17 protein-coding genes are annotated in these 22,705 nt (G+C 61.8%); 8 read left to right on the top strand and 9 right to left on the bottom strand.

Translation table 11 applies throughout. The features are described from left to right. Positions 1 to 25: 25 nt before the first annotated feature. From PSCI_RS16980 to amaB, 8 genes are all read right to left on the bottom strand, one after another. Entirely contained in the window at positions 26 to 961 is a 936-nt protein-coding gene (locus PSCI_RS16980) for a transaldolase family protein (protein ID WP_158497589.1), read from the bottom strand. 969 nt (positions 962 to 1,930) lie between these two features. Continuing rightward, positions 1,931 to 4,390: a TonB-dependent siderophore receptor gene (locus PSCI_RS16975; protein ID WP_045489179.1), complete on the bottom strand. Its 2,460-nt coding sequence runs from the start codon at positions 4,388 to 4,390 to the stop codon at positions 1,931 to 1,933. Between the two features lie 148 nt (positions 4,391 to 4,538). Continuing rightward, positions 4,539 to 5,762 (bottom strand): RNA-guided endonuclease InsQ/TnpB family protein, encoded by a 1,224-nt coding sequence (locus PSCI_RS16970; protein ID WP_045489177.1) that lies wholly within the window; start codon positions 5,760 to 5,762, stop codon positions 4,539 to 4,541. 269 nt (positions 5,763 to 6,031) lie between these two features. Beyond that, positions 6,032 to 6,976 (bottom strand): FecR domain-containing protein, encoded by a 945-nt coding sequence (locus PSCI_RS16965; protein ID WP_045489175.1) that lies wholly within the window; start codon positions 6,974 to 6,976, stop codon positions 6,032 to 6,034. Next, the gene (locus tag PSCI_RS16960) at positions 6,973 to 7,491 is read right to left on the bottom strand and encodes a sigma-70 family RNA polymerase sigma factor (protein WP_045489172.1); all 519 of its coding nucleotides are present in this window, start codon (positions 7,489 to 7,491) and stop codon (positions 6,973 to 6,975) included. Before PSCI_RS16960 ends, PSCI_RS16965 begins: the two co-directional genes overlap by 4 nt. Before the next feature lie 507 nt (positions 7,492 to 7,998). After that, complete coding sequence (locus PSCI_RS16955; RefSeq protein WP_045489171.1) at positions 7,999 to 9,399, bottom strand: amino acid permease; 1,401 nt, start codon at positions 9,397 to 9,399, stop codon at positions 7,999 to 8,001. Positions 9,400 to 9,657: 258 nt separating this feature from the next. Next, entirely contained in the window at positions 9,658 to 10,950 is a 1,293-nt protein-coding gene (gene amaA, locus PSCI_RS16950) for an L-pipecolate oxidase (protein ID WP_045489170.1), read from the bottom strand. A gap of 234 nt (positions 10,951 to 11,184) precedes the next feature. Next, positions 11,185 to 12,678 (bottom strand): L-piperidine-6-carboxylate dehydrogenase, encoded by a 1,494-nt coding sequence (gene amaB / locus PSCI_RS16945; protein ID WP_045489169.1) that lies wholly within the window; start codon positions 12,676 to 12,678, stop codon positions 11,185 to 11,187. Positions 12,679 to 12,891: 213 nt separating this feature from the next. Here amaB and PSCI_RS16940 point away from each other — a divergent pair, with 213 nt between their 5' ends. From PSCI_RS16940 to hglS, 3 genes are all read left to right on the top strand, one after another. After that, positions 12,892 to 13,791 carry a LysR family transcriptional regulator gene (locus PSCI_RS16940; RefSeq protein WP_045489166.1) on the top strand — a complete coding sequence of 300 codons (900 nt, stop codon included), beginning with the start codon at positions 12,892 to 12,894 and terminating at the stop codon, positions 13,789 to 13,791. A 197-nt stretch (positions 13,792 to 13,988) separates the two neighbouring features. Beyond that, on the top strand, positions 13,989 to 15,239 hold the full coding sequence (locus tag PSCI_RS16935) for a 2-aminoadipate transaminase (protein WP_045489163.1): 1,251 nt from the start codon (positions 13,989 to 13,991) through the stop codon (positions 15,237 to 15,239). A gap of 46 nt (positions 15,240 to 15,285) precedes the next feature. Continuing rightward, positions 15,286 to 16,686 carry a 2-oxoadipate dioxygenase/decarboxylase HglS gene (gene hglS / locus PSCI_RS16930; RefSeq protein WP_045494483.1) on the top strand — a complete coding sequence of 467 codons (1,401 nt, stop codon included), beginning with the start codon at positions 15,286 to 15,288 and terminating at the stop codon, positions 16,684 to 16,686. A 135-nt stretch (positions 16,687 to 16,821) separates the two neighbouring features. Here hglS and PSCI_RS16925 read toward each other — a convergent pair whose 3' ends face one another. Then, positions 16,822 to 17,994, bottom strand: a complete 1,173-nt coding sequence (locus PSCI_RS16925; protein ID WP_144403269.1) for a Bcr/CflA family multidrug efflux MFS transporter — start codon at positions 17,992 to 17,994, stop codon at positions 16,822 to 16,824. A gap of 168 nt (positions 17,995 to 18,162) precedes the next feature. Between PSCI_RS16925 and PSCI_RS16920 the strand changes: the two genes are divergently transcribed. From PSCI_RS16920 to PSCI_RS16900, 5 genes are all read left to right on the top strand, one after another. Beyond that, positions 18,163 to 18,822, top strand: a complete 660-nt coding sequence (locus PSCI_RS16920) for a helix-turn-helix transcriptional regulator (protein ID WP_045489161.1) — start codon at positions 18,163 to 18,165, stop codon at positions 18,820 to 18,822. Between the two features lie 83 nt (positions 18,823 to 18,905). Next, positions 18,906 to 19,730, top strand: coding sequence for a molybdenum cofactor biosynthesis F family protein (locus PSCI_RS16915; RefSeq protein ID WP_045489159.1), 825 nt, complete (start codon positions 18,906 to 18,908; stop codon positions 19,728 to 19,730). After that, entirely contained in the window at positions 19,723 to 20,511 is a 789-nt protein-coding gene (locus PSCI_RS16910; protein ID WP_045489156.1) for an SDR family NAD(P)-dependent oxidoreductase, read from the top strand. The genes PSCI_RS16915 and PSCI_RS16910 overlap by 8 nt, the downstream gene beginning before the upstream one ends. Beyond that, positions 20,511 to 21,272 carry an SDR family oxidoreductase gene (locus PSCI_RS16905; RefSeq protein ID WP_045489153.1) on the top strand — a complete coding sequence of 254 codons (762 nt, stop codon included), beginning with the start codon at positions 20,511 to 20,513 and terminating at the stop codon, positions 21,270 to 21,272. The genes PSCI_RS16910 and PSCI_RS16905 overlap by 1 nt, the downstream gene beginning before the upstream one ends. Before the next feature lie 105 nt (positions 21,273 to 21,377). Beyond that, complete coding sequence (locus PSCI_RS16900; RefSeq protein ID WP_045489150.1) at positions 21,378 to 22,676, top strand: NAD(P)/FAD-dependent oxidoreductase; 1,299 nt, start codon at positions 21,378 to 21,380, stop codon at positions 22,674 to 22,676. Positions 22,677 to 22,705 lie beyond the last annotated feature (29 nt).

Raw genomic sequence — 22,705 nt, 5'->3', positions numbered from 1 at the left:
CTATCCGAAGAGCCTGCGCGAGCCGCTAACAGTTATGCACATCGACAGCTCTGTCCGGATAATGAACGTCAGCCAACAGCGGCGGATTCAGCTGCCGCGCAAACCCCAGTAACCGGGTGTAGGCCCGCACACTTTTGCCGACCGCCTGCAGATAGACCGGATGACGGGCAAAACAGGCGCTTGCGAGGGTGTCGCGGCCCCAGACCTGACAAAAACCGGGAATCTTCAGCAAGCGCTCCATGACCTCGGCGGGCACTGGCGCATCCGGATCATGGCGGGCAGTCGCGACCGCACCACAATGGGCAATCAGGCTTTCGAGTTGCTGTTCGCCGACACTGTGTAACAGACCGCCTCGTTTAACCGGTTCGGCTTGACAAGCCACCGGAGCCCATTGCGAGAAAGAACCGAAACCGCACACCATCAGCCGGGTGGACTCGCCCTGGCCGCGCAGCGCCGCCTGCAAAGCCTGATACAGGGCCACTTCAGCCCAGCGCTGCTCCTGGGACGATAACTCAATGCCCACCATGGCCGCCTGGGCGATAAATTCAGGGTGTTCCATCACACCGGCAGGCAGCACGCTGATCAGGTGACGGGTGCGCTCCAGGTTGACCCCCTGGATCATCGCGCGTTGCCGACCGCGGTTGATCGCTGCCAGCCCGGCCTGCACCTGAGCCACGCTGAAGCACAGGCTGGCGTTGATCGCATGCCCGCTCGCGACCAGTTCTTCTATGACCTCACAGCCCTCTTCACTCAGTGGCACGCTGACCATGATGTTGGGCATCAGGTTGGCCAGTTCCCGGGCTCGTCTGAGCATGCTCGCAACACTGTAAATTTCGCTTGGCTCAATCTCGACCACCATCCAGCCGCGGACAGCGCGGCTGGCTTTCCAGGTTTCGAACAACAGTCCGGCACCTTCATGCAAAGCGTGCTCATAAAGGGTGCGGTGGACAGGTCCGATCATGGTCACCCTCCCCCATTGTCGGGCGCGCCGTGCCCAATGCTGCGGATTGGCTTTCAGACTCTGGGTGATCGATGCCAGGTTGGTCAGCGCCCCGGCCAGCCCGACATCCGCGCACGCAAAACCCACAGGCAACAAGTTATCGACGCATTCGCGTGCACACGGGTAAGTTTTGAGCATTCGCGCCTTGAACAAAGGATAGCTGCTCGGTGAACCCGCCCACCAATAGGCAGGGCGTGTGGCGCCACGGTTTGAAAACTCCACAAGGCTATGCTGTTCCATGCATATTCTCTTTAGGTACATGGGGAAGAAAACGACGGCACTCTGCTGTGCCATACACCTAAAACTTTCGCGCCCCATAAACGGGCAGCGAACCAGGTTGATGTACTAAAAGTCAGCGGGCGAAGGACAGGCACGGCAAAAACCGGCGAGCAACGGTCACGGTCGATGTTACTGGCGCCAATGAGCACTGCGATCGGACTCGCGCACGAGCCGCTCTTGGCAGCGCATGGTCGAGCGCAGGCCGTTTTCGTACAACACCCAATCAAAGGCAGACAAACAAACTTAATCTGTCCGACATCGCGTTAGACGACACCGGCATGAATTATTATGTGAGAGAGAGAAACAGCAGCGGCCACTGAAATTGCATGGCGTCATTCTTTCTTCAACATCGTGAAGTGGCGTTGGACTCCGTCGTTCAGGGAATGTCCTACAAGCCCCCTGAGCGTTCCTGACCAGCAGTAACGCGAAGTAAGAATGTAGAAATGTTACAACACTGTCAATTAGTTTCGGGTTAAGTTACTAAAACAAGTCGCCCGCCAAGCGTAACTTCCGGACACTCATGACAATTTTATTTCAGCACCTCTTATTCAATGAGCCTACTTATCCCGCTTTCGATCACACCTTAAAAAAGGCCACCCCCTCGATTGAAGGAGATGACCTCTATTTGAGTGAAACCTTTAAACCGAGTAACTAGAACGTACCGCGCAACGTCACCTCCAGGCTGCGTGGCTCGCCCCAGTAGTACCCGGTGGCCGTGGCACCGATCTTCTTGTAGTACTCTTTGTCGAACAAGTTGTTGGCGTTGACCTGTACCGAGTAGTGATCATTGAAGCGATAGCTGGCCATTGCACTGTATATCGCGTAACCGCTCTGAGTAGCCGTTGCTGCACCACTGCGCGAATAGATATCACTCTGCGCGCGAACCCCGCCACCAATGGTCAGATCCGACCAGGCGCCTGGCAGGCGATAGCTGGTGAACAGCTTGAGCATGCGCTTGGGGTCGGTAGAGCGCAGGACATTACCGGTGTTGCTCACCGTGTCTTTAAGAAACTCCGTGCTGGTGTAGGTGTAGCCGCCGGAAACCTGCCAGCCTGGCAGCACCTCGCCGGACACCTCAATCTCGAAGCCGTCGCTGCGGCTCTTGCCGCTGGCCGCCTGGCAATAGCCATTGGGGTACAACGGCGGGCACGGGTTAGGCCCGGAGATGTCGTCCAGCGCCTTGCCAACCTGGTTGATACGAAACAGCGCCAGCGAGGTGTTCAGCCGCCCCTCGTAGAACTCACCCTTGATGCCCATCTCGTAAGCTTCGCCGGTCACCGGATCAAGCACCGACCCGGTTGCGTCAGTTGCACTCTGCGGGCTGAAAATCTCGGTGTAGCTGCCATACAGGCTGAAATTTTCATTCAGGTCGTAGATCAGCGCCGCGTAAGGCACGACCTCCTGATTCACGCTGTAGTCGCCAGTGGCGCTGGTCGACTGATCATAGTCCCACCAGTTGATCCGGGCGCCGACAATGGCGGTCAGCGGATCGGCCAGGGAAATGCGCCAGGTCGCATGTGCGCCCTCCTGAGTGGTGCGGGTCAGCACCGGACGGGCGCTGATGTTGATGACCGGCTCCGGCAGGAGGGTGCTCGGGTTCCAGGTGCGCACATCGACATTGGTCAGATTGGGCATGAAGTTGGTGGCCGATGCGGTCGAGTCGTTTCTGATCCGCTCCACGCCGAGCAGCAACTCGTGCTGACGCCCGAACAGACTGAACGGACCATTGAGTGTGGCGCCGAGGTGGCTCTGCTCGCTTTCCCCCCCATCGCCTTCAGTGGTCTGCACATTGACCAGATACGGGTTGGTGGTACTGGCCCTGGAAATGTAAGTCTGTTTGAAACCGTGATCGTCCAGCCGGAAATGGGTGCGGGTGCCGGACAGTTTCAGGCTCCAGTCGTTGGCGAACATGTGCTCCAGCTCGACAAACGTCTGCAGGTTGCTGCGGTTCCAGCGGTTCCAGTTGGTCCCCAGATAGGTGCTGCGCGACAGGTCCAGGGGTTTGCCACTGAAGTCCGCCGGCAGGCCGCCCCAGGCACCGGTAGCGTCCAGTTCGGTGTACTCGATGCCGGTGGTCAGGGTGGTGCTGTCGGTAAGGTCGGCAGCCAGCACGCCATAGAGCACATTCTTGCGCTCCATCCGGGTGTCCTGAAACATGTCGCGGTCATCGTGCACTGCGATCATCCGGCCGCGAATGCCACCGCCTTCGTTCAGCGGCCCGGACACATCCAGCACGTAGCGCTGGGCATCCCAGGAGCCGGCGGTCACGCTGGCCGAACCCTGGAATTCACGGGTCGGGCGCTTGCGCACCATGTTCACCGTGCCTGACGGGTTACCCGAACCACGCAACATACCGGTGGCGCCGCGCAGCACTTCAATGTGATCAACCAGCGCTGAATCGCTTTGAATAAACGACCCGCCACCACTGCCCTGCACCACCGTGGCGCCGTCGAACTGAATCGCGTCGATCTGGTAGCCGCGCGAGTAATAGTTGACCCGCTCGCTGTCGAACAGGTCCACCACCACACCGGGGGTCTGCTCCAGCACAGCGGTCAGGCTGGTCAGGTTCTGGTCTTGCAGGCGCTGGCTGGTCAGTACCGTGACCGATTGCGGGGTACGCCGCAGAGTCTGCGGCGCCTTGCCGATGCTCACCGCGCCGGTGGTGTAAGAACCGGAGTTCTCGGTCACGCTGCCCAGGCCACTACTCATAACGCTGGTGGCCCCCAGCTCGATAGCGCCATCGGCGACGCCAGCAGGTCGCGGGATAAGCACGTAACTACCGTTGCCCTGTGCCACGACCTGAAAGTTGCTACCGGCCAGCAAAGTGGCGAAGCCTTGCTGCACGCTGTAAGTCCCGCGCAGGCCGTTTGAAGTCTTGCCTTGCAACTGCCCGGCATCGAAAGAAATCGCCGCACCGGCCGAAGCGGCAAAACGGCTCAGGACCTCGGTCAGGCTGCCGGCCGGAATGTCATAACTGCGCACACTGCCCTGGGTCGCGGCATCGTCGGCCACCGCATGCAGTGAGGGCATCAGGCAGGCGCTTCCCAGGCCGAACAGACAAACGCGAATGGCAGTGCTCAAGGTGGTGCGGATGGGCAAGCAAGGTTTCATGTATCCCCTCCCCCGGGGTGTGTAATGACCAATATCGAAGGGATAGCCGAACGGGATACAGGTTTGATGCAAAGACGATGCATTTTTATTTACTTGATTGGCGCATTGACATCCTCCCCGGCCTGAAGGCCGGAGATTCCTACGGCGCTCAGGCGCGGCATCGAGCCGCCCCCGAGTCGCTTCGGTGGGTTCCTGCTGCTGGCGCCATGACCTCTGCGCTCACTTCACAGGCTAACCGGGCGTGTCCCGCCCTTAGTACATTGATCGCGCCGACCACATCGGCGTTGCCTTCAAAACCACATCCCACGCACCTGAACAGGGCTTGCGTCTGGCGGTTGGCCGCCGACACATGGCCGCAACACGGGCACGTGCGGCTGGTATTTTGCGGCGGCACGGCAATCAGCCAGCCGCCGCGCCACGCCAGCTTGTAGTCCAGTTGGCGACGGAACTCGAACCAGCCCTGATCGAGGATGGCCCTGTTCAGGCCAGACTTGGCCCGAACGTTTCTTCCCGGCGCCTCGGCCGTGCCTGCCGCCGACCTGGACATATTGCGTACCTGCAAGTCCTCGATACACACCATCGCGTGGTTTTGGCTGATCGTGGTGGAGCACTTGTGCAGGTAGTCGCGGCGGGCATTGCCGATGCGCGAGTGAATGCGCTGGACGCAGGCTTTCGCCTTCTTCCAGTTGCGGCTGAATCTGACCTTGCGGCTCATCGCCTGCTGCGCTTTGCACAGCGCGGTTTCATGGCGTTTGAAGCTGTTCAGTGGTGCGTAGAACGAACCATCCGAAAGCGTGGCGAAGCGGGCAATGCCCATGTCGATGCCGACTGCCGCACCCTGTGCCGTGGGCTGCTCATCGATCTGGCGTTCGGTCTGGATACTCACGAACCACTTGCCACACGACTGGCTCACGGTGATGTTCTTCACCGTGCCAGGCACCTCGCGGCTGTTGCGGTAGCGCAGCCAGCCCAGCTTGGGCAAGAACAGGCGGCTGTTGGTCTGGTCGAGCTTGATCTGTTTCGGGTCGGGATAGCGGAAACTATCGCGCTGCCCCTTCTTCTTGAACCGGGGAAAGTCGGCTCGCTTGGCGAAAAAGTTGGCGTAGGCCCGCTCCAGATCCTTGAGGCCCTGTTGCAATGGGTGAACAGGCGCATCGGCCAGCCATGCGGTTGGCGGGCTATGGCGCCACTCAGTCAGCAACTTGCACAAGCCCGCATAGCCGAGCTTCTTCTCGCCTTGCTCGTGGCGCTCCTTCTGCAACGCCAGCGCCTTGTTGAAGACGAAGCGACAGGAGCCCGCAAAGCGGCGCATTTGCCGCTCCTGTCGGCCGTCTGGCATGAGTTCGTACTTGAAGGCTTGAAGTCGTTGCATGCTGCTCTTGAGCCATGAGCAATGAAGACGACATTAGGCGCGGACGGCACGGTGTTTTCAAGGTGCATGCCCATGGGGTCTTTGTAACGAAATACCGCCGTAGAAGGGCATCTGTGTCGCCGTGTTACTGCGCTTCATCCTGTGGCGGTGCGTCCATCGAACAGCAGCAGACACCCCACTGCAACCAGGGACGGCTACGCCGTCCGCGCTATCCTTCCCCGCCCTGAACGGCGGGGCTTGTCGCGCCCAGATGGTCATACCCGACTGTTTCAGGCGCGGGTGACGGTGACCCACAGGGCGGTATGGCGCACTACTTTCAGACCCAGACCACTCTCCAGCGCGGCCAGCGCGACATCGGTATTGGCCAGTGGAAAGGCGCCGCTGACCTTGAGGTCCTTGAGGCCCGGATCGCAGCGCAGCCAGCCATGCCGGTAACGCGCCAGCTCCTCAAGCAATTCGCCCAGCGGCTGGTTGATGGCAATCAGGCTGCCGTACTCCCAGGCCGCCGTGGCGGCGCTACTGGCCTGGGCGATACCCATGCGGGCCGAATCAAAATCAATCTGCTGCCCCGCCTCCAGGGTCTGTGCCCGCAGGTCATGGGGCAACTGCACGGCAACCCGATTGCGCAGCACCGCGACCCGGCTCAACGACTCAAGGGTCCGCACCGTGAAACGCCCTTCACTGGCCAGGACCCGGCCATGGGGCGTCTGCACCCACAAGGGCCGGCCCAGCGGGTCAGGCGAAACGTTGACCAGCACTTCTCCGGAACGCAGGGTCAGCTTGCGCTGCTGCGCGTTGAAATCCACGTCCAGCGCGGTCGCGGTATTGAGCTTGAGAACGCTGCCATCAGCCAATTGCACATCACGCTGCTCGCCCACCCCGGTGCGATAGTCAGCCAACAGTTGCCCGCCCATATCGCTGCGCCAACCCGCGACGGCGAAACCGCCAGCGGCGCCCAGCAGCAGCACGCTGCGCAACACCTGGCGCCGCGACTGCCCCCCACGCAGCACCGGCACAACCAGCTGCCCCGGCACCCGGGCAAACTGTGAGCTGACCGACTCGACGCGCTGCCAGGCCTGGCGGTGCAAGGGGTCGGCGTCGTGCCAGCACTGCCAGGCGCGCTGCTCGCGCTCAGTGTCCTGGCCGGATGCCAGGCGTGCATACCATTGCGCCGCGGCGCGGATGGCTTCGCGTTCGTTGGCTGAGGGGCTCATGAAAAATGCTGCATCTGCATCAGGCAGCAATGCTCCATGGCTTTGGCCATGTGGTTGTTGACAGTGCGTAGCGAAATGCCAAGGCGCTCGGCAATGGCGGCGTAGGTCAGGCCTTCGCACTGCGACAGCAGGAACGTTTGCTTGACCGTGCTGCCCAGGCCATCGAGCATGCGGTCGATTTCGCCCAGGGTCTCGATAATCACCGCCTGGTCTTCCAGCGACGGCTGTTCGCTTTCCGGCACGCTGGCCAGCCATTGCAAGTAGCTTTGTTCCAGGGCGCGGCGGCGAAACAGGTCGATGACCAGACCACGGGCGACGGTGGACAGGTAATGCCGGGGTTCGCGGATCTGCAATGCGGTGCGGGCTTTGAGCAGCCGCACGAAGGTGTCCTGGGCGAGGTCTGCCGCATCGCTGCGGCTACCCAGGCGCATGCGTAGCCAGCCCTGTAACCAAGAGTGATGCTCGGTATACAGGTGCTGGACAGCAGCGTTGAGGGATGGCGGGTCGGCAGACATGGGACATTACAAGTCGGAAATGAAAGTGATTATCAGATACGACCGTAAAGAATTGCAACCTTCAGTTATCGGATGACATGAGCGGGGCGGTGTGCGGGGCGCCGTAGGAGCGGCTTTAGCCGCGAATTGGCCTTTAGATTGGTGCATGGGTCTTTGCCGCTGTTGTCTATTCGTCAGGTTCCGCCCTTACGGCGGGTCACTTTCGCCCAAAAGTAGACCGTCGCTGCTCCTGGCTTGGGTCCGCCCTGCGGGCGAACTACCCTCCGTCCGGCATCGATTTGGGGGCCGGCGCGATGGGCGTCCTGCCCAGCGCACCTGCTCCTTATAGAAAGAGCAGCGGCTTCCCTGCCGGCTTTCCCACCAAATCGACACCTGCGTTCGGCCAGCGCCAAAGTCGCTATTTGCGTCGTCTGTGCCATCTCTGTTCGAAGAGCAAGATCAACGGCAACAGCAACAGCAACGCCGTACAGACTGAATGTGCCACATAAACCCAGCCTTTATAAAAACTCAGTTCCCCGCCCCGCCCTGCTGCGCATACACGTTGACCGCTGGCTTGCGCCGTACAAATGCGATCAACAGAATCGTCCCGGCTACCGCGGCGGTCAGCAGGGTTTCGTAGCGATAGCTCGGGCTGACCAGCATGTAGCCCAGCACCAGCGTGATCAGGCCGATGACGAACCAGGTCAGCCAGGGGAACAGCCACATTTTGAACTCGATCGCGGTGCCTTCCCTGACCATGATTGCGCGCATGCGCAGTTGGGAAATGGCGATCACCAGGTACACCAGCAAGGCGATGGCGCCGGTGGTGGACAGCAGGAAGCCGAATACCTGGCCCGGAAAGGCGTAGTTGACGAAGCAGCCCACGAAGCCGGCCAGGGTCGACAGCAGCACAGCGATGGTCGGTACGCCGCTGCCGGACACCCGGCGCACCGGCTCCGGCGCTTCGCCACGGGCGGCCAGCGAGTAAAGCATCCTTGAGGCGGTATACAGCCCCGAGTTCATGCAACTGGTCACCGCCACGAACACCACGATGTCGACCACCAGCTTGGCACCTGGCACGTTCAGCACTTCCAGCACGCGCTGGAACGAGCCGACCTTGACCAGTTGCGGGTCGTTCCAGGCCACCAGAGAAACGATGAAGAAGATCGAGAAGAGGTAGAAAATCGCAATCCGGTAGACCACCAGGTTGGTCGCGCGGCGGATCTTTTCCTTGGGGTTGGCGGTTTCATCGGCGGCGATGGTGACGATCTCGGCACCAAAGAACGAGAAGATGGTCACCAGCACACCACCGAGCACCGCGCCAAAGCCATTGGGCATGAAGCCGCCGCTGTTCCACAGGTGCTGCACGCCCGAGACCTCGGCCAGTGGCCAGAAGCCCAGCACGGCGGCCGAACATACAGCGATGAACGCGAGGATCGCCACGACCTTGACCAGCGCGAACCAGTATTCGAACTCGCCGAAGTTTTTCACGCTGATCAGGTTGGTGGCCGACAGCACGATCATGATCAAAAAGGCCAACGCCCAGGACGGTATCGAAGGCATCCAGGCGTGCAGGATGTCAGCGCCGGCAATCGCTTCCACCGGAATGATCAGCACCCAGAACCACCAGTACAACCAGCCAATGGTAAAGCCTGCCCGTGGACCGATGGCGCGCGCGGCGTAGGTCGAGAATGAACCGCTGTCCGGGTTGGCGATGGCCATTTCGCCGAGCATACGCATCACCAGCAGGACCAGCGTACCGGCAATCAGGTAGGAAATCAGGATCGCGGGACCTGCCTTGGCGATGGCATTGGAGGAGCCGATAAACAGTCCCGCGCCGATGATCCCGGCGATGGAAATCATTGATACCTGACGTGAAGTCAGGCCGTGCTTGAGTGAGCGGTGCTCGTTTTTCTTGTCTGTAGCCATGGGTGTCCCTCAAGGTCAACGCCATCTTGCGGGCAGCACGAGGCCGCGCCTCAAAACGACGTTATGGAGATTTATTGTTGTATGGCCGGGTTGTGAGTGCCCAAAACCAGCCTTTGAAAAACGTTGGCGAGGCAGCCAGTGCAATACCGACGGCGGCCCCACAAAAACGAGCGAGCAAGCGGAGTTGACTAGTGGTCAATGAGCATTGTGAGCCCGTTTTTAACGTAGCAATGGCAACGCAGGTAGTTTTTCAATCGCTCAGAGCACTACACGCAAGCATTGCCCTGCGTGATACAGGGTAAAACCCGCCTCATAACCCAGACTGCGCAGGCCATTACCGGTCGCAGGCGCACTGGTGGAAAACGACACCGGCAAGGCCTTGGCATCGTTGCCACTGAGCAGGTAATCGGCGAAGCATTTGCCCACCAGCGTGCCGGTGGTCACGCCCCGACCGTTAAAGCCGGTCGCGGCCAGCAAACCCGGTGCCGGTTCCAGCAGGCGCAGCAGATGGTCGGGGGTGAAGCCGATCCGGCCGGTCCAGGTGCATTCCCACTCGACCTTGTTGCCCAGTTGCGGGAAGTAGTGCTGCTGGATCCGGTCGGCCCATTGGCGGATGAACCACAGCGGGTAGTGACCGGCATTGCCCAGGCTGCCCAGGATCAGACGCCCGTGTACATCGCGGCGAATGCTGCTCAGCACGGTTCGGGTGTCCCAGGAGCCCTGACCGCCCTTGAGGATTTCGGCCTGTTCGGCGCCAGACAGCGGCACCGACGCCACTTGGTAGTAGTAGCCGGCAAAGATGTGATCCTTGACCTCGGTCCACTGCCCCTCGGTGTAGGCGTTGGAGGCGATAATCACCTGCTCGGCGCGTACGCTGCCCCGCTCGGTGGTCACCTGCCAGCCATCGGCAGTACGCTTGAGGCCGGTCACCGGCGACTCGCCGTACAGCTCGCCGCCGTTGTTGACCACATTGACTGCCATGCCCGAGGCATAAGCCATGGGGTTGACCGTACCGGCACGATGGTCAAGCACGGCGCCGGCGACCTTGTCAGTACCGCAGGCGTCTGCACAGGCCTTGCCGGTCAGCAGTTCAACCGGCGCGCCACGCCGCTGCCACTGCTCGACCCGGCTGCGCAGGTCCGCCAGGCCCTTGGCGTTGTGCGCCATGTGCAGGGTGCCGGTGCGGGTGTCCTGGCAATCGATGCCGTACTTGTCGATGGTCGCGAACACCAGTGCCGGGGCTGCGCCCAACGCGGTATTCAGCCGGGTCGCCTCGGCAGTACCGAGGACCTTTTCCAGTTCATCGGGAGCGACCCAGGTGCCGGCATTGACCAGACCGACATTGCGCCCGGAACCACCATGGCCGACCTGATGGGCCTCGACGATCACCACCGACTTGCCGCCTTCAAGCAATTGCAGGGCAGCGGACAGACCGGTAAAGCCGGCACCGATGATGCACACCTGGGCACTGCGCTCGCCAATTAATGGCGGATGAATCGGGCGCTGTGGGGTGAGTTGTTCCCAGAGACACCCTTGTTGTAATTGCGCCATTCAAGAACTCCAGAACGATGGCTGGAAAAAGCACGAATCAGGTGATCGATTTCGTGGCTGGAACAAATTGTCGCCCGGCCGCGCCTGCGGGCCCGGCGAGATACTGTAGGAGCGAGCTCGCTCGCGAAGAGGCCGGTAGAGTCACAGCATAGGGTGTGGTTTTACCGGCCCTTTCGCGACCAAGGTCGCTCCTGCAAGGCAGGAGCGGCGTTAGCCGCGAACAGCCAGCACCTGTCAATCAAACACGATGCCTTGGGCCAGCGGCAGTTCGCGGGAGTAGTTGACCGTGTTGGTCTGGCGGCGCATGTAGCCTTTCCAGGCATCGGAGCCGGACTCGCGGCCGCCACCGGTTTCTTTCTCGCCACCGAACGCGCCGCCGATTTCTGCACCGCTGGTGCCGATGTTGACGTTGGCAATGCCGCAGTCGCTGCCGGCCGCGCTCTGGAAGGCTTCGGCTTCGCGAATGTCGGTGGTGAAGATGCACGACGACAGGCCTTGCGGCACCTCGTTGTTCAGGCGCAGCGCTTCTTCAAACTCGTCATAGGCCAGCACGTAAAGGATCGGTGCGAAGGTCTCGTGACGCACCACATCGCTTTGCCCAGGCATTTCAGCGATGGCCGGAGTGACGTAGTAGCCGTTCGGAAATTGCTCGGCCAGTTGCCGCTCGCCGCCGAACACCTGGCCGCCTTCGTCGCGAGCCTTGGTCAGCGCGTCCTGCATGGCGGTAAAAGCCTGTTTGTCGATCAGCGGGCCGATCAGGTTGCCTTCACGCGGGTCACCGATCCGGACTTTGCCGTACGCAGCTTTGACCCGAGCCACCACCTCGTCCTTGATCGAGCGATGCACGATCAGGCGGCGCAGCGTGGTGCAACGCTGGCCGGCGGTGCCGACGGCGCTGAACAGGATGCCGCGCACGGCCAGGTCCAGGTCGGCACTCGGCGCCAGGATCATCGCGTTGTTGCCACCCAGCTCAAGAATGCTGCGCCCAAAACGTGCCGCGACACGCGGGCCGACTTCACGGCCCATGCGGGTGCTGCCGGTGGCGCTGACCAGTGGTACGCGCGGGTCATCGACCAGTACCTCGCCGGCCTCACGGTCACCAATGATCAACTGCGCCAGGCCTTCAGGGGCATCGCTGCCGAAGATTTTCAGGGCTTTGTCGAACAGCGCCTGGGAAGCCAGGGCGGTCAACGGGGTTTTCTCGGACGGTTTCCACAGCACGGCGTTACCGGCTACCAGCGCCAGGGCGGTGTTCCAGGCCCAGACCGCGACCGGGAAGTTAAAGGCGCTGATCACCCCCACCACACCCAGCGGGTGCCAGGTTTCACGCATGTGGTGACCAGGGCGCTCGGAGGCGATGGTCAGACCGTACAGTTGACGCGACAGGCCAACGGCGAAGTCGCAGATGTCGATCATTTCCTGCACTTCACCCAGACCTTCCTGAGTGATCTTGCCAGCCTCGATCGAGACCAGCTCGCCCAGCTCGGCTTTGTGCTCACGCAGCACTTCACCAAAAATACGCACCAGCTCGCCACGGCGCGGGGCCGGAACGCTGCGCCATTTGAGGAAGGCTTGATGGGCGCTCTGCACACGGGCAGCGACCTGTTCCTTGCTCTCCAGGGTGACGGCACCGATCTGGCTGCCATCGATGGGGGTGTAGACGGCATGGTTGCCGCCCGTATAAGCACTCTTGTCTACGCCCAGGCTTTCCAACAGTTTGGCAACCACTTTTATTCTCCTGCGTCTATACGGGTTCAAAACATTGATGCCGGTCAGTATTGACCTGCATCGGCCAGCCCCACAAACGACGATTTAGAAAAACATGATTCCGTTTTGGAATGTATCAAGCGCATCAGCGTGCAGGCTCGACGACGTTCCAATACCAGCATAGGCTCTGTAGTTTTTTTCTCGACCTCTATCGATCCTGGCAGGAATCTCACGATGTCCAAGCGACTGATGCCTTCGACCACCGCCCTGCAATGCTTTGAGGCCGCCGCCCGGCATCTGAGCTTTACCCGCGCCGCCCAGGAGCTGCACCTGACCCAGAGCGCAGTCAGCAAACAGGTCGCGCAACTTGAAGAGATGCTCTGCCATCCGTTGTTCCAGCGCATCCGCCGCCGCCTGCACCTGACCCCGGCCGGCGAGTTGTACATGACCGAGGTGAACAAGATCCTCACCCAGGTCGACATTTCCAGCCGCTACATCCTCACCTATGGCGGTGAAACCGAAGTCTTGAAAATCGCCACCCAGCCGACCTTCGGCGATCGCTGGCTGGTGCCCAACCTCAAGGGTTTCAGCGCCATGAATCCAGGCATTCACCTGGACATCCGCAGCGAGCTGGAGCCCTTCGATCTGGTCCGGGCCAAAGCCGATGTGGCGTTCTTCTTCGGCCAGGGCACCTGGCCGGGCGCCACCTGCATCGAGTTGTTCAAGGAACAGGTGGTGCCGGTCTGCGCCCCGGAAATCATGGCCCGGCATGTATTCGAGAACGCCGAGGCGCTGAGCGGGCATATCCTGCTGCAATGCACTTCGCGCCCCGAAGCCTGGCATGAGTGGTTTCTGGAGCAGGACCTGCACTCGCACAACAGCTACCACGGACCGCGCTTCGACACCTTTTATATGTGCATCCGCGCCGCCCAGGCCGGCTGCGGCATTGCCTTGGTGCCGCGGTATCTGGTCAACGAAGAACTGGCCGAGGGCAAGCTGGTGATTCCATGGAATCATCCATTGCAAAGCGACGGCTCGCATTTTCTTGCGCACGCCGAACATGCCGCACAAGTCCCCAAGGTCAAAGCGTTTGTGGAATGGATCAAGGGTCGGCTGAGCCAGACCAACGCCTGATTCCTGCTACCCGGCACAACGCCACATCCAGAATTAATGGAATGACACGGCGATTTTATTTCGTTTGCGGGGGGCACCGGTTGTTCGTTTAGATAGTGCAAAACGTCCACCCCTCAGGATGCCCCCATGCCTCTGCCGACCGGCCCGTGTGCCTTTGCTTCGCAACCTTTGCCCTGCCGTGTAGCGGGGTGCCGTCCATGAGCCGCGAGAACATCAGCCAGTCGATCTCGGCGGTGCATCCGATCACCCTGTCCCACGGCCGTAACGCTGAAGTCTGGGACACTGCGGGCAAACGCTACATCGACTTCATGGGCGGCATCGGCGTACTCAACCTGGGGCACTGCAACCCGGCGGTGGTCAGGGCCATCCAGGCCCAGGCCGAAAAGCTCACCCACTATGCCTTCAATGCCGTGCCCCATGACCCGTATATCCAGTTCATGGACCGCCTGGAAGCCTTCATGCCGGTCAGCTACCCACTCAGTGGCATGCTCACCAACAGCGGTGCGGAAGCGGCGGAAAATGCCCTGAAGATCGTCCGGGGCGCGACCGGTCGTACTGCGGTGATCGCTTTCGATGGCGGCTTTCACGGTCGGACTCTGGCAACCCTGAACCTCAACGGCAAGGTCGCGCCTTACAAGCAACGCATCGGCGTGCTGCCGGGCCCGGTGTTTCATGTGCCCTACCCGAGCAAGGACACCGGGGTGACCACCGAGCAAGCGCTCAAGGCCATCGAGCGGCTGTTCAGCGTCGAGATCGACGTTAACGAGGTTGGCTGTTTCATCGTCGAGCCGGTACAGGGCGAAGGCGGCTTCCTGGCGCTTGAGCCGGAGTTCGCCGTGGCGCTGCGCGCGCTGTGCGACCAGCACGGCATTGTGTTGATCGCCGACGAAATCCAGTCCGGTTTTGGGCGCACCGGCCAACGCTTCGGTTTTACCCGGCTGGGCATCGAGCCGGATCTGATCTTGCTGGGTAAAAGCATCGCTGGCGGCATTCCGCTGGGCGCAGTAGTCGGTCGCAAGACCCTGCTCGACACCCTGCCTAAAGGCGGCTTGGGCGGCACCTATTCGGGCAACCCGATCGGCTGTGCGGCAGGCATCGCTTCGCTGGCGCAGATGAGCGATGACAATCTCGCCCACTGGGGTCAGCGTCAGGAAAAGGCCATCGTCAACCGTTACCGGCACTGGCAGGAAACCCGCCTGTCGCCCTATCTGGGGCGTCTGACCGGAGTGGGCTGCATGCGCGGCATCGAGCTGATGACCCCGCAAGGCAACCCGGCCACAGGGCAACTGGCGCAACTGCTGGGCAGCGCCCGGGATGCCGGCCTGCTGCTGATGCCCAGCGGCAAGTCGCGGCACATCATCCGCCTGCTGCCACCACTGACCACCGAGCCCGAGATTCTTGAACAGGGCCTGGATATTTTCGAGCGCTGCCTGGCCGCGCTGGACTGAAAAGACACCGTTGATTGACTGGAAATTGTTCGGAGAACCGATCCAGATGAGCACTGCAAGCTTCGCCAATCGCGACCAGATTCGCGCCGGCTTTTCCCGCGCCATGTCCCACATGTATCAGCAAGAAGTCCCGCTGTACGGCACCTTGATGGAACTGGTCGCCGAAACCAACGAGGGCGTGTTCAAGCACAGCCCGCAGGTGCTCGACAGCCTGAACAAAACCGGCGAGATCGAACGCCTGGACATGGAACGTCATGGCGCGATTCGCGTCGGTACACCACTGGAACTGGCCACCCTGGCACGACTGTTTGCGGTGATGGGCATGCAGCCGGTGGGTTACTACGACCTGACTCCGGCCGGCGTGCCGGTGCACTCCACGGCGTTTCGCGCGGTCCATGAAGACTCGCTGCAGGTCAGCCCATTCCGGGTGTTCACTTCGCTGCTGCGCCTGGAACTGATCGACAACGCCGCGCTGCGCGCCTTCGCCGAACAAGTACTGGCCAAGCGCTCGATCTTCACCCCACGGGTGCTGGAGCTGATTGAGCAAAGCGAGCGTGATGGCGGACTCAACCAGGCCGACGCCGACGAGTTCGTCGAACAGGCGCTGGAGACCTTCCGCTGGCACAACACCGCCACGGTGTCGCTGGCCGAGTACCAGCAACTGCTGGCCCAGCACCGGTTGATTGCCGATGTGGTGGCCTTCCGTGGCCCGCACATCAACCACCTGACCCCGCGCACGCTGGACATCGATACGGTGCAAAGCAACATGCCGCTGCGCGGCATTACCCCCAAGGCGGTGGTCGAAGGCCCGCCACGGCGCCAGCATCCGATCCTGCTGCGCCAGACCAGCTTCAAGGCGCTGCAAGAGCCGATCACCTTTGTCGGCCAAGGCGCCAATGAATCGGGCAGCCACTCGGCGCGCTTTGGCGAGATCGAACAACGTGGCGCAGCGTTGACCCCCAAAGGCCGGGCCTTGTATGACCAATTGCTCAACACGGCCCGCGAGCAGTTGGGGGAATTTCCCAACGAAGCCAACGCGGTACGTTACGCCGAACTGCTGGAAGCGGTATTCAAGGACTTCCCGGACGACCTGCAGGCAATGCGTCAGCAGGGCCTGGCCTACTTCCGTTACTTGCCGACCGATAAAGGCATCGCCGCGCGCAGCAGCGAGCTGCCGCTCAAGGATCTGGAAGCCCTGATCGAGGCGGGCCACATCGACTTCGAGCCGCTGGTTTATGAAGACTTCCTGCCGGTCAGCGCTGCCGGGATCTTCCAGTCCAACCTCGGTGACGATGCGCAGTCGCACTACAACGCCAGCTCCAACCAGCAGCAGTTCCAGCACGACCTGGGCCGCGAAACCATCAACGAGTTGCAACTGTACGCCGACACCCAGCGCCGCTCGTTGCTGGAGTGCTCGAATCAGTTGCGTGTGCCGCCGTTAGTTTGAGGTCATTGATAGCAAAGTGATCAGTTAGACCGGCGCCGCATTCCCCGTAGGAGCAGCTTTAGCTGCGAAGGCTTCGCAGCTAAAGCGGATCGCCGCCCGGCCGCTCCTACGGGGTCCATTCCAGATCAGTGGAAACTAATTGCGGCTGCGGGCAAAGCGCAGCGCCAGCCACGAACCGATGCCGCAAGCGCCCATGATCAGGCACATCGGCAAGGGGCTGGCGTCATACAGCAGGCCCACCAGGGCGCTGCTGAGCATCCCCAGGCCGAACTGGCCTGATATCGCCAATCCCGCCACCGCCCCGGCCTGGCGGGGATACACCGCCAGCAGGCTGGCCAGGCAATTGGCACCCAGCAACCCAGTGACACTGACGTACAGCACCACCCCCACCACTACCGCCGGCAAACCACCCCAGCCACTGGCCCCGACCAGCAGTAACAACACTGCGGCCAGCGCCGCCACGGCACTGCCCGCGTTGAGCAATGGCCCCGGCCCCAGCCGCCTGACCAGCCGCGCATTGATCAGCGTGGTGACGATGATGCCGAAGATATTCAGGGCAAACAGCCAGCCGTAAGCCAGCGGCGAAACGCCGAAATAGTCGATGTACACGAACGGCGATGCTGTGATGAAGGCAAACATGCCAGCAAAGCACAGCCCCATGCACAGGCTGTAGCCGATCACCAACGGCTGTACTGCCATGTGGGCGTAGGCACGAAGTGCCTGGCCCAGCGACTCGCCACGTTTGTGCGGTGCCAGGGTTTCGGGGATTTTCCAGGCCACCGCGATCAGGCACACAGCGGCAAAGCCGATCAGCGCCGCGAACAGCGAGCGCCAGCCGGCCAGCAGCATCAGGTAACCGCCAAGCAACGGTGCCGCCAGCGTTGCCAGCATGGTCACCAGATGCATCAGTGACAGCACCCGGGCCGCCTCCTCCAGAGCAAACAGATCACGTACGATGGCTCGCGCCAGCACCGCCGCCGCCGCGCCACCCAGGGCCTGGACAAAGCGCCAGACCAGCAACTGCTCGACAGCCGACGCCAGCGCGCAACCGACACTGGCCAGCAGGTACAGCACGATACCGCCCAGCAACAGCCGCCGACGTCCGAAGCGATCCGACAGCGGGCCGTACACGAGCATGCCCAGACACAGACCGCCGAGAAACACCCCAATGGTCATCTGCACCTGCGCTTCGCTGGCCTGCAAATCATTGGCAATGGCGGGCAGGCTCGGCAGGTACATATCGATAGACAGTGGGCCGAATGCGACCAGCATGGCCAAGAGGACAATCAGACGTTGCGGGGCGGGCATCGCAAGCTCCAAAGGGTCGACAGACATCGAGTGTGCAGGCTGAAAAGCCATCGTTAACAAGTTAACCACCAACCCGGAACAATTCAATCGCTGGCAGTCACAGACAAGACCTGGACGCACTGCGTGACAATACTGAGCAGCCATTGGGCAAAGACGCAGGTTGTGGTGATGCTCGACAGCAATCAATTGGCCCGGCACTGCCTGAGTGCCTTCACTCATCAGGTCCCCGCCGCACTGGCGGCCTTCTACCGGATCGACGCCGGGCTACTGGCCTGCGACTTCCAGTTACAGGGCATGCAGGCGTCGATGCATGACGCCTACCTTGAGCACTATCGCTGGCTCGACCCTCTGCAACCGAAACTCTGCGCTGCCATCGACCAGCCGGTGATTGCTCTACGCGACGGGCTGGCGCATCAAGACCCGGGCAGCAGCCAGGAATATCGCCGGTTTCTGCAGCGCCATCAGGTGGTGGATGTGGTCGAGGTCATCGCTCACCTCGGCGGCCGTCCGGCGTTGGGCGTGTCATTGCTGCGCTGCCGGGGCCAGCAGCCATTCCAGCCTGATGAGCTGCACAGCCTGCTGGCCTTACACGGGCTGATGCAAATGGCTGCCGCCGGCTTGCAGACAGCGCCGCCAACAGACCGCCTGCAAACGCTGACCGCTCGTGAACGGCAAATCGCCCTGTTGTTGCAGGACGGCGCCAGCAACAAACAACTGGCCCGCCAGCTCGACCTGGGCCTGCCGACGGTCAAGACCCACCTGATCAACCTGTTTCGCAAGGTCGGGGTCAGCAGCCGTACCGAGCTGGTCAGCCGGCTGTTTCTATAGCCGGTTCAACCATCTGGTTGATACCGCTCAGGCGCGCCGCGCCGCACCATCGTGCTCATCACTCACAACACGAGCACACCCCGATGAGCAAGCAGTCCGACTGGATCACCGTAGGCGCCCTGGCCGACGGTTTTGCCCCCGAGTCTTTCATTTTGCCGAACCTGGCCGATCTGGCAGACCGGCGCTTCGAGCTGAACTTTGCCAATGGCTGGCAGATCAGCCATCGCTTCGATGCCCAACAGGTGCACTGGCAGGCCGCCGATGGCCACAGCAGCGGCAGCGCAGCCTATCGCGCCACGTCACTGCGTGCCGGCATTTATCTGGTGGATTTCGTCAAACACGAAGCCGGCCAGGCCTGGTCGATCAGCCTGGTGCTCGACACACTCAACAGCGCCTTCACGGCCGTCATCGGCCGCCTGCCCGGCGAGGCCCAGACCCATGAAGGTCTTTATCATCGTGCCCTGGCCGGCCAGCCACTGACCGGTGTCCAGGTCGAGTTCCTGCACGGCAGCCTGGACCAGCCCTGGCAAGACGGCGCCTGCCCGCATGCGCCAACCGAGGAACTGGTCGGCCTGCGCAACCTGTACCGCTACAGCCCCACGGAAGTCTACGAGCATGTCTATCTGAACCGCGACTACTACAGCTGGCAGTGCCTGCGCGGGGTGGAACAGGGCCTGTGCGACACCGACCGGGCCCACTACTACAAACTCGCCGAACAACTCTACCTGTTCGTCTGGCGCGAGAAGATCGTGCCGACCCTGGGCCTGATCGTCATCGATCTGCAACAGCACCGCAGCGACGGCAAGATCTTCGGCTATGCCGGTGACGGCTTCGAAGAGCTGAGCAATTTTCCGGTGGCCTCCTACTGCCGTGTACTGAATGTCACCGAGTACGACAGCGATGAGTAAGACCGTACTGATTACCGGCGCCGGCACCGGAATCGGTGAAGCCTGCGCCCGTCGCCTGGCGGTCGACGGCGCCAATCTGGTGCTGGTCGGCCGGCGCCGCGAGCCACTGGAGCGGGTCGCGGCCCAGACCGGCGGCCTGGTGTTGGTCGGCGACGCCGCCTGTGCCGACACCTGGGCCGAATTCATCGAGCAGGTTCGCGAGCGCTTTGGCGGCCTTGATGCCCTGCTCACCTGCGCAGGCGGGCATGGCCTGGGCAGCGCCACCGAAACCAGCAGCGCAGACTGGCAGGCGGCGCTGCGCAGCAATCTGGACAGCGCCTTTTTCAGCGCCCAGGCCTGCCTGCCGCTGCTGATCGAGCGGCGCGGCAGCATCGTACTGCTGGGCTCCATCGCCTCCCTGGCCGCAGGCCCACAAGTGTGCGGCTACACCACCGCCAAACACGCGCTGCTGGGCCTGAACCGCTCACTGGCAAAGGACTACGGCCCGCTGGGTGTACGGGTCAACTGCGTGTGCCCCGGCTGGGTGCGCACGCCCATGGCCGATGCCGAGATGCAGCCACTGATGGCGCATTACGCAGAAGACCTGGACGCCGCTTATGCACGGGTCACCGCCGCGGTGCCGTTGCGCAGGCCCGCGCTGCCCGACGAAATCGCCAACCTGTGCCGGTTTCTGATCAGCACTGAGGCCAGCATCGTCACTGGCGCTACCTTGGTCGCCGATGGCGGATCGAGCATTGTCGACGTGCCCACCCTGGCCTTTGAACAACTGGAAGGTGCCTGATGCTGGATTTCAACGGACAAACCGTACTGGTGACCGGCGGCGCCCAAGGCATTGGCCGGGGTATCGTCGAGGCATTCAGCGAGCGTGGTGCCAGGGTGTTGATCGCCGACCTGAACCTGCCTGAAGCCCAAGCCTTGGCCAGCGAGCTGAGTCGGCTCAATCGGGATGTGCAGGCGGTGGACATCGATCTGGCCGACCGAGACGCGATCAATGCCATGATCGGCGACCTGTCGCGCCTCGATGTACTGGTGCACAACGCCGGTTACTTTCCACTGACGCCGCTGGAACAGATCACCCCGGCCATTTTGCAACGGACTCTGGACGTCAACCTGGCAGCGTTGTTCTGGCTGACCCAGGCCGCCTTGCCGCTGTTCAGGCAGCAAGGTCGCGGCAACCTGCTGGTGACGTCTTCGGTGACCGGCCCGCGGGTGGCGTTTCCGGGCCTGAGTCACTACGCCGCCAGCAAGGCCGGGGTCAACGGCTTCATCCGCAGCGCCGCGCTGGAACTGGCGCCGCTGGGGGTGCGGGTCAATGGCGTGGAACCGGGCATGATCGCCACCCCGGCGATGGGCAACCTGGGCGATCCTGGCCTCAGCCAGCGCATCGCCCAAGGCGTGCCGCTGGGCCGTCTCGGGCAACCGGCGGACATCGCCGGGGCGATGCTCTACCTGGCTTCGGAGCTGGCAGCCTATGTCACCGGCCAGACGATTATTGTCGATGGCGGTGCCACCCTGCCGGAGACCCTCGCCTCGCTCACTTGAGACTGGCAGTGCCGAACAAGTCCGGCGGCACACAAAGGCAAGACGACATGCGGCGACCGGGCGTTTAATGAAGCAACTGACAAGAATCATGAGCCGGTCGCCACCATGATCAATATCGAAACGCCCACGTACTACTCAGCAACCAAAAAGTACAATTTGAGTTTTGCGACCCTGGAGGAGGACATAGACGCCGATGTCGTGGTCATCGGCGGCGGCTTCTCCGGGATCAACACCGCGCTGGAGCTGGCCGAGAAAGGCATCACCAACATCGTGGTGCTCGAAGCCCGCTACCTGGGTTTCGGCGGCACCGGGCGCAACGGTGGGCAGATCATGGCCGGCATCGGCCACGACCTGGAGAAGATCCGCAACAGCGTCGGAGAAAGCGGCATCCGCGAGATCTTCGAGATCAGCGAGCTGGGCGCCGGCATCATCAAAGAGCGTATCGCCCGCTATAACATCGACGCCGACTTCAGCCATGGCTATGGCTACATGGGCTTCAACAAACGTCAGGAACAGACCCTGCGCAACTGGGAGCGCGACTTCAAGTCGATCAACAGCAAAGACGAGATTCGCTTTCTGGCAGGCTCCGAAGTCAAACAGATCATCGGCTCCGACGTTTACAGCAGTGCCCTGCTGCACATGGGCGGTGGCCATGTGCACTCGCTGAACCTGCTGCTTGGCGAGGCCAAGGCCCTGAGCGAGCTGGGCGTGCGGATCTTTGAACACAGCCCGGCGCTGGAGGTGCAATACGGCGAGCGCATCACTGTGCGCACCGGCCGTGGCTCGGTCAAGGCCAGCAAACTGCTCTGGGCTTGCGACAGTTTCCTCAACAAGCTCGAACCGCAGTTGCACTGCAAGACCATCAATACGTACGCATTCCAGATGGTGACCGAGCCGCTGCCGGAAGAACTGATCCAGCGCATCAGCCCGATTCGGGGTGCATACAGCGATATCCGGCCGGTGATTGATTACTACCGGGTGACCCGCGAGAACCGCTTGCTGTTCGGTTCTGCCACCCCGTTTGTCGAGCATATCCCCAATGATCTCAAAGCCTGGAACCGGCGCCTGATGCTCAAGGTGTTCCCGTACCTCAAAGACGTGAAAATCGACCTGGCCTGGGGCGGCCCGATGGCCACCGGCGCCACCTTGTTCCCGCAACTGGGCACCCTCAACGGCCGGCGCAACGTGTTCTATGTGCAGGGCTATTCAGGCTTTGGCGTCACCCCCAGCCACATCATTTGCAAGATCCTTGCTGAAGGCATGAGCGAAGGCTCGGCGCGCTATGAGCTGCTCAGTTCAGTGCGCCATCCCAACATCATCGGCAAGGACCAGATCCGCCCGCTGCTGCTCAGCGGCGGCAAGACCTTTCACCAGTTGTCCGGCTACTTCAATGGTCGCCGCTGATTTCATTCCATCCTCTAGGAGTACTGCCG

The organism is Pseudomonas sp. StFLB209, assembly GCF_000829415.1.
Lineage (GTDB): Bacteria > Pseudomonadota > Gammaproteobacteria > Pseudomonadales > Pseudomonadaceae > Aquipseudomonas.
The sequence above is the reverse complement of the archived record's forward strand: the minus strand, read 5'-3'. Positions and strand labels throughout refer to the sequence as shown.

Bases quoted from the DNA above. Each gene is read 5' to 3' on its own strand.
- PSCI_RS16980 (WP_158497589.1), bottom strand. From the start codon at position 961: ATGATCGGACCTGTCCACCGCACCCTTTATGAGCACGCTTTGCATGAA.
- PSCI_RS16975 (WP_045489179.1), bottom strand. From the start codon at position 4,390: ATGAAACCTTGCTTGCCCATCCGCACCACCTTGAGCACTGCCATTCGC.
- PSCI_RS16970 (WP_045489177.1), bottom strand. From the start codon at position 5,762: ATGCAACGACTTCAAGCCTTCAAGTACGAACTCATGCCAGACGGCCGA.
- PSCI_RS16965 (WP_045489175.1), bottom strand. From the start codon at position 6,976: ATGAGCCCCTCAGCCAACGAACGCGAAGCCATCCGCGCCGCGGCGCAA.
- PSCI_RS16960 (WP_045489172.1), bottom strand. From the start codon at position 7,491: ATGTCTGCCGACCCGCCATCCCTCAACGCTGCTGTCCAGCACCTGTAT.
- PSCI_RS16955 (WP_045489171.1), bottom strand. From the start codon at position 9,399: ATGGCTACAGACAAGAAAAACGAGCACCGCTCACTCAAGCACGGCCTG.
- amaA (WP_045489170.1), bottom strand. From the start codon at position 10,950: ATGGCGCAATTACAACAAGGGTGTCTCTGGGAACAACTCACCCCACAG.
- PSCI_RS16940 (WP_045489166.1), top strand. From the start codon at position 12,892: ATGTCCAAGCGACTGATGCCTTCGACCACCGCCCTGCAATGCTTTGAG.
- PSCI_RS16935 (WP_045489163.1), top strand. From the start codon at position 13,989: ATGAGCCGCGAGAACATCAGCCAGTCGATCTCGGCGGTGCATCCGATC.
- hglS (WP_045494483.1), top strand. From the start codon at position 15,286: ATGAGCACTGCAAGCTTCGCCAATCGCGACCAGATTCGCGCCGGCTTT.
- PSCI_RS16925 (WP_144403269.1), bottom strand. From the start codon at position 17,994: ATGCCCGCCCCGCAACGTCTGATTGTCCTCTTGGCCATGCTGGTCGCA.
- PSCI_RS16920 (WP_045489161.1), top strand. From the start codon at position 18,163: ATGCTCGACAGCAATCAATTGGCCCGGCACTGCCTGAGTGCCTTCACT.
- PSCI_RS16915 (WP_045489159.1), top strand. From the start codon at position 18,906: ATGAGCAAGCAGTCCGACTGGATCACCGTAGGCGCCCTGGCCGACGGT.
- PSCI_RS16910 (WP_045489156.1), top strand. From the start codon at position 19,723: ATGAGTAAGACCGTACTGATTACCGGCGCCGGCACCGGAATCGGTGAA.
- PSCI_RS16905 (WP_045489153.1), top strand. From the start codon at position 20,511: ATGCTGGATTTCAACGGACAAACCGTACTGGTGACCGGCGGCGCCCAA.
- PSCI_RS16900 (WP_045489150.1), top strand. From the start codon at position 21,378: ATGATCAATATCGAAACGCCCACGTACTACTCAGCAACCAAAAAGTAC.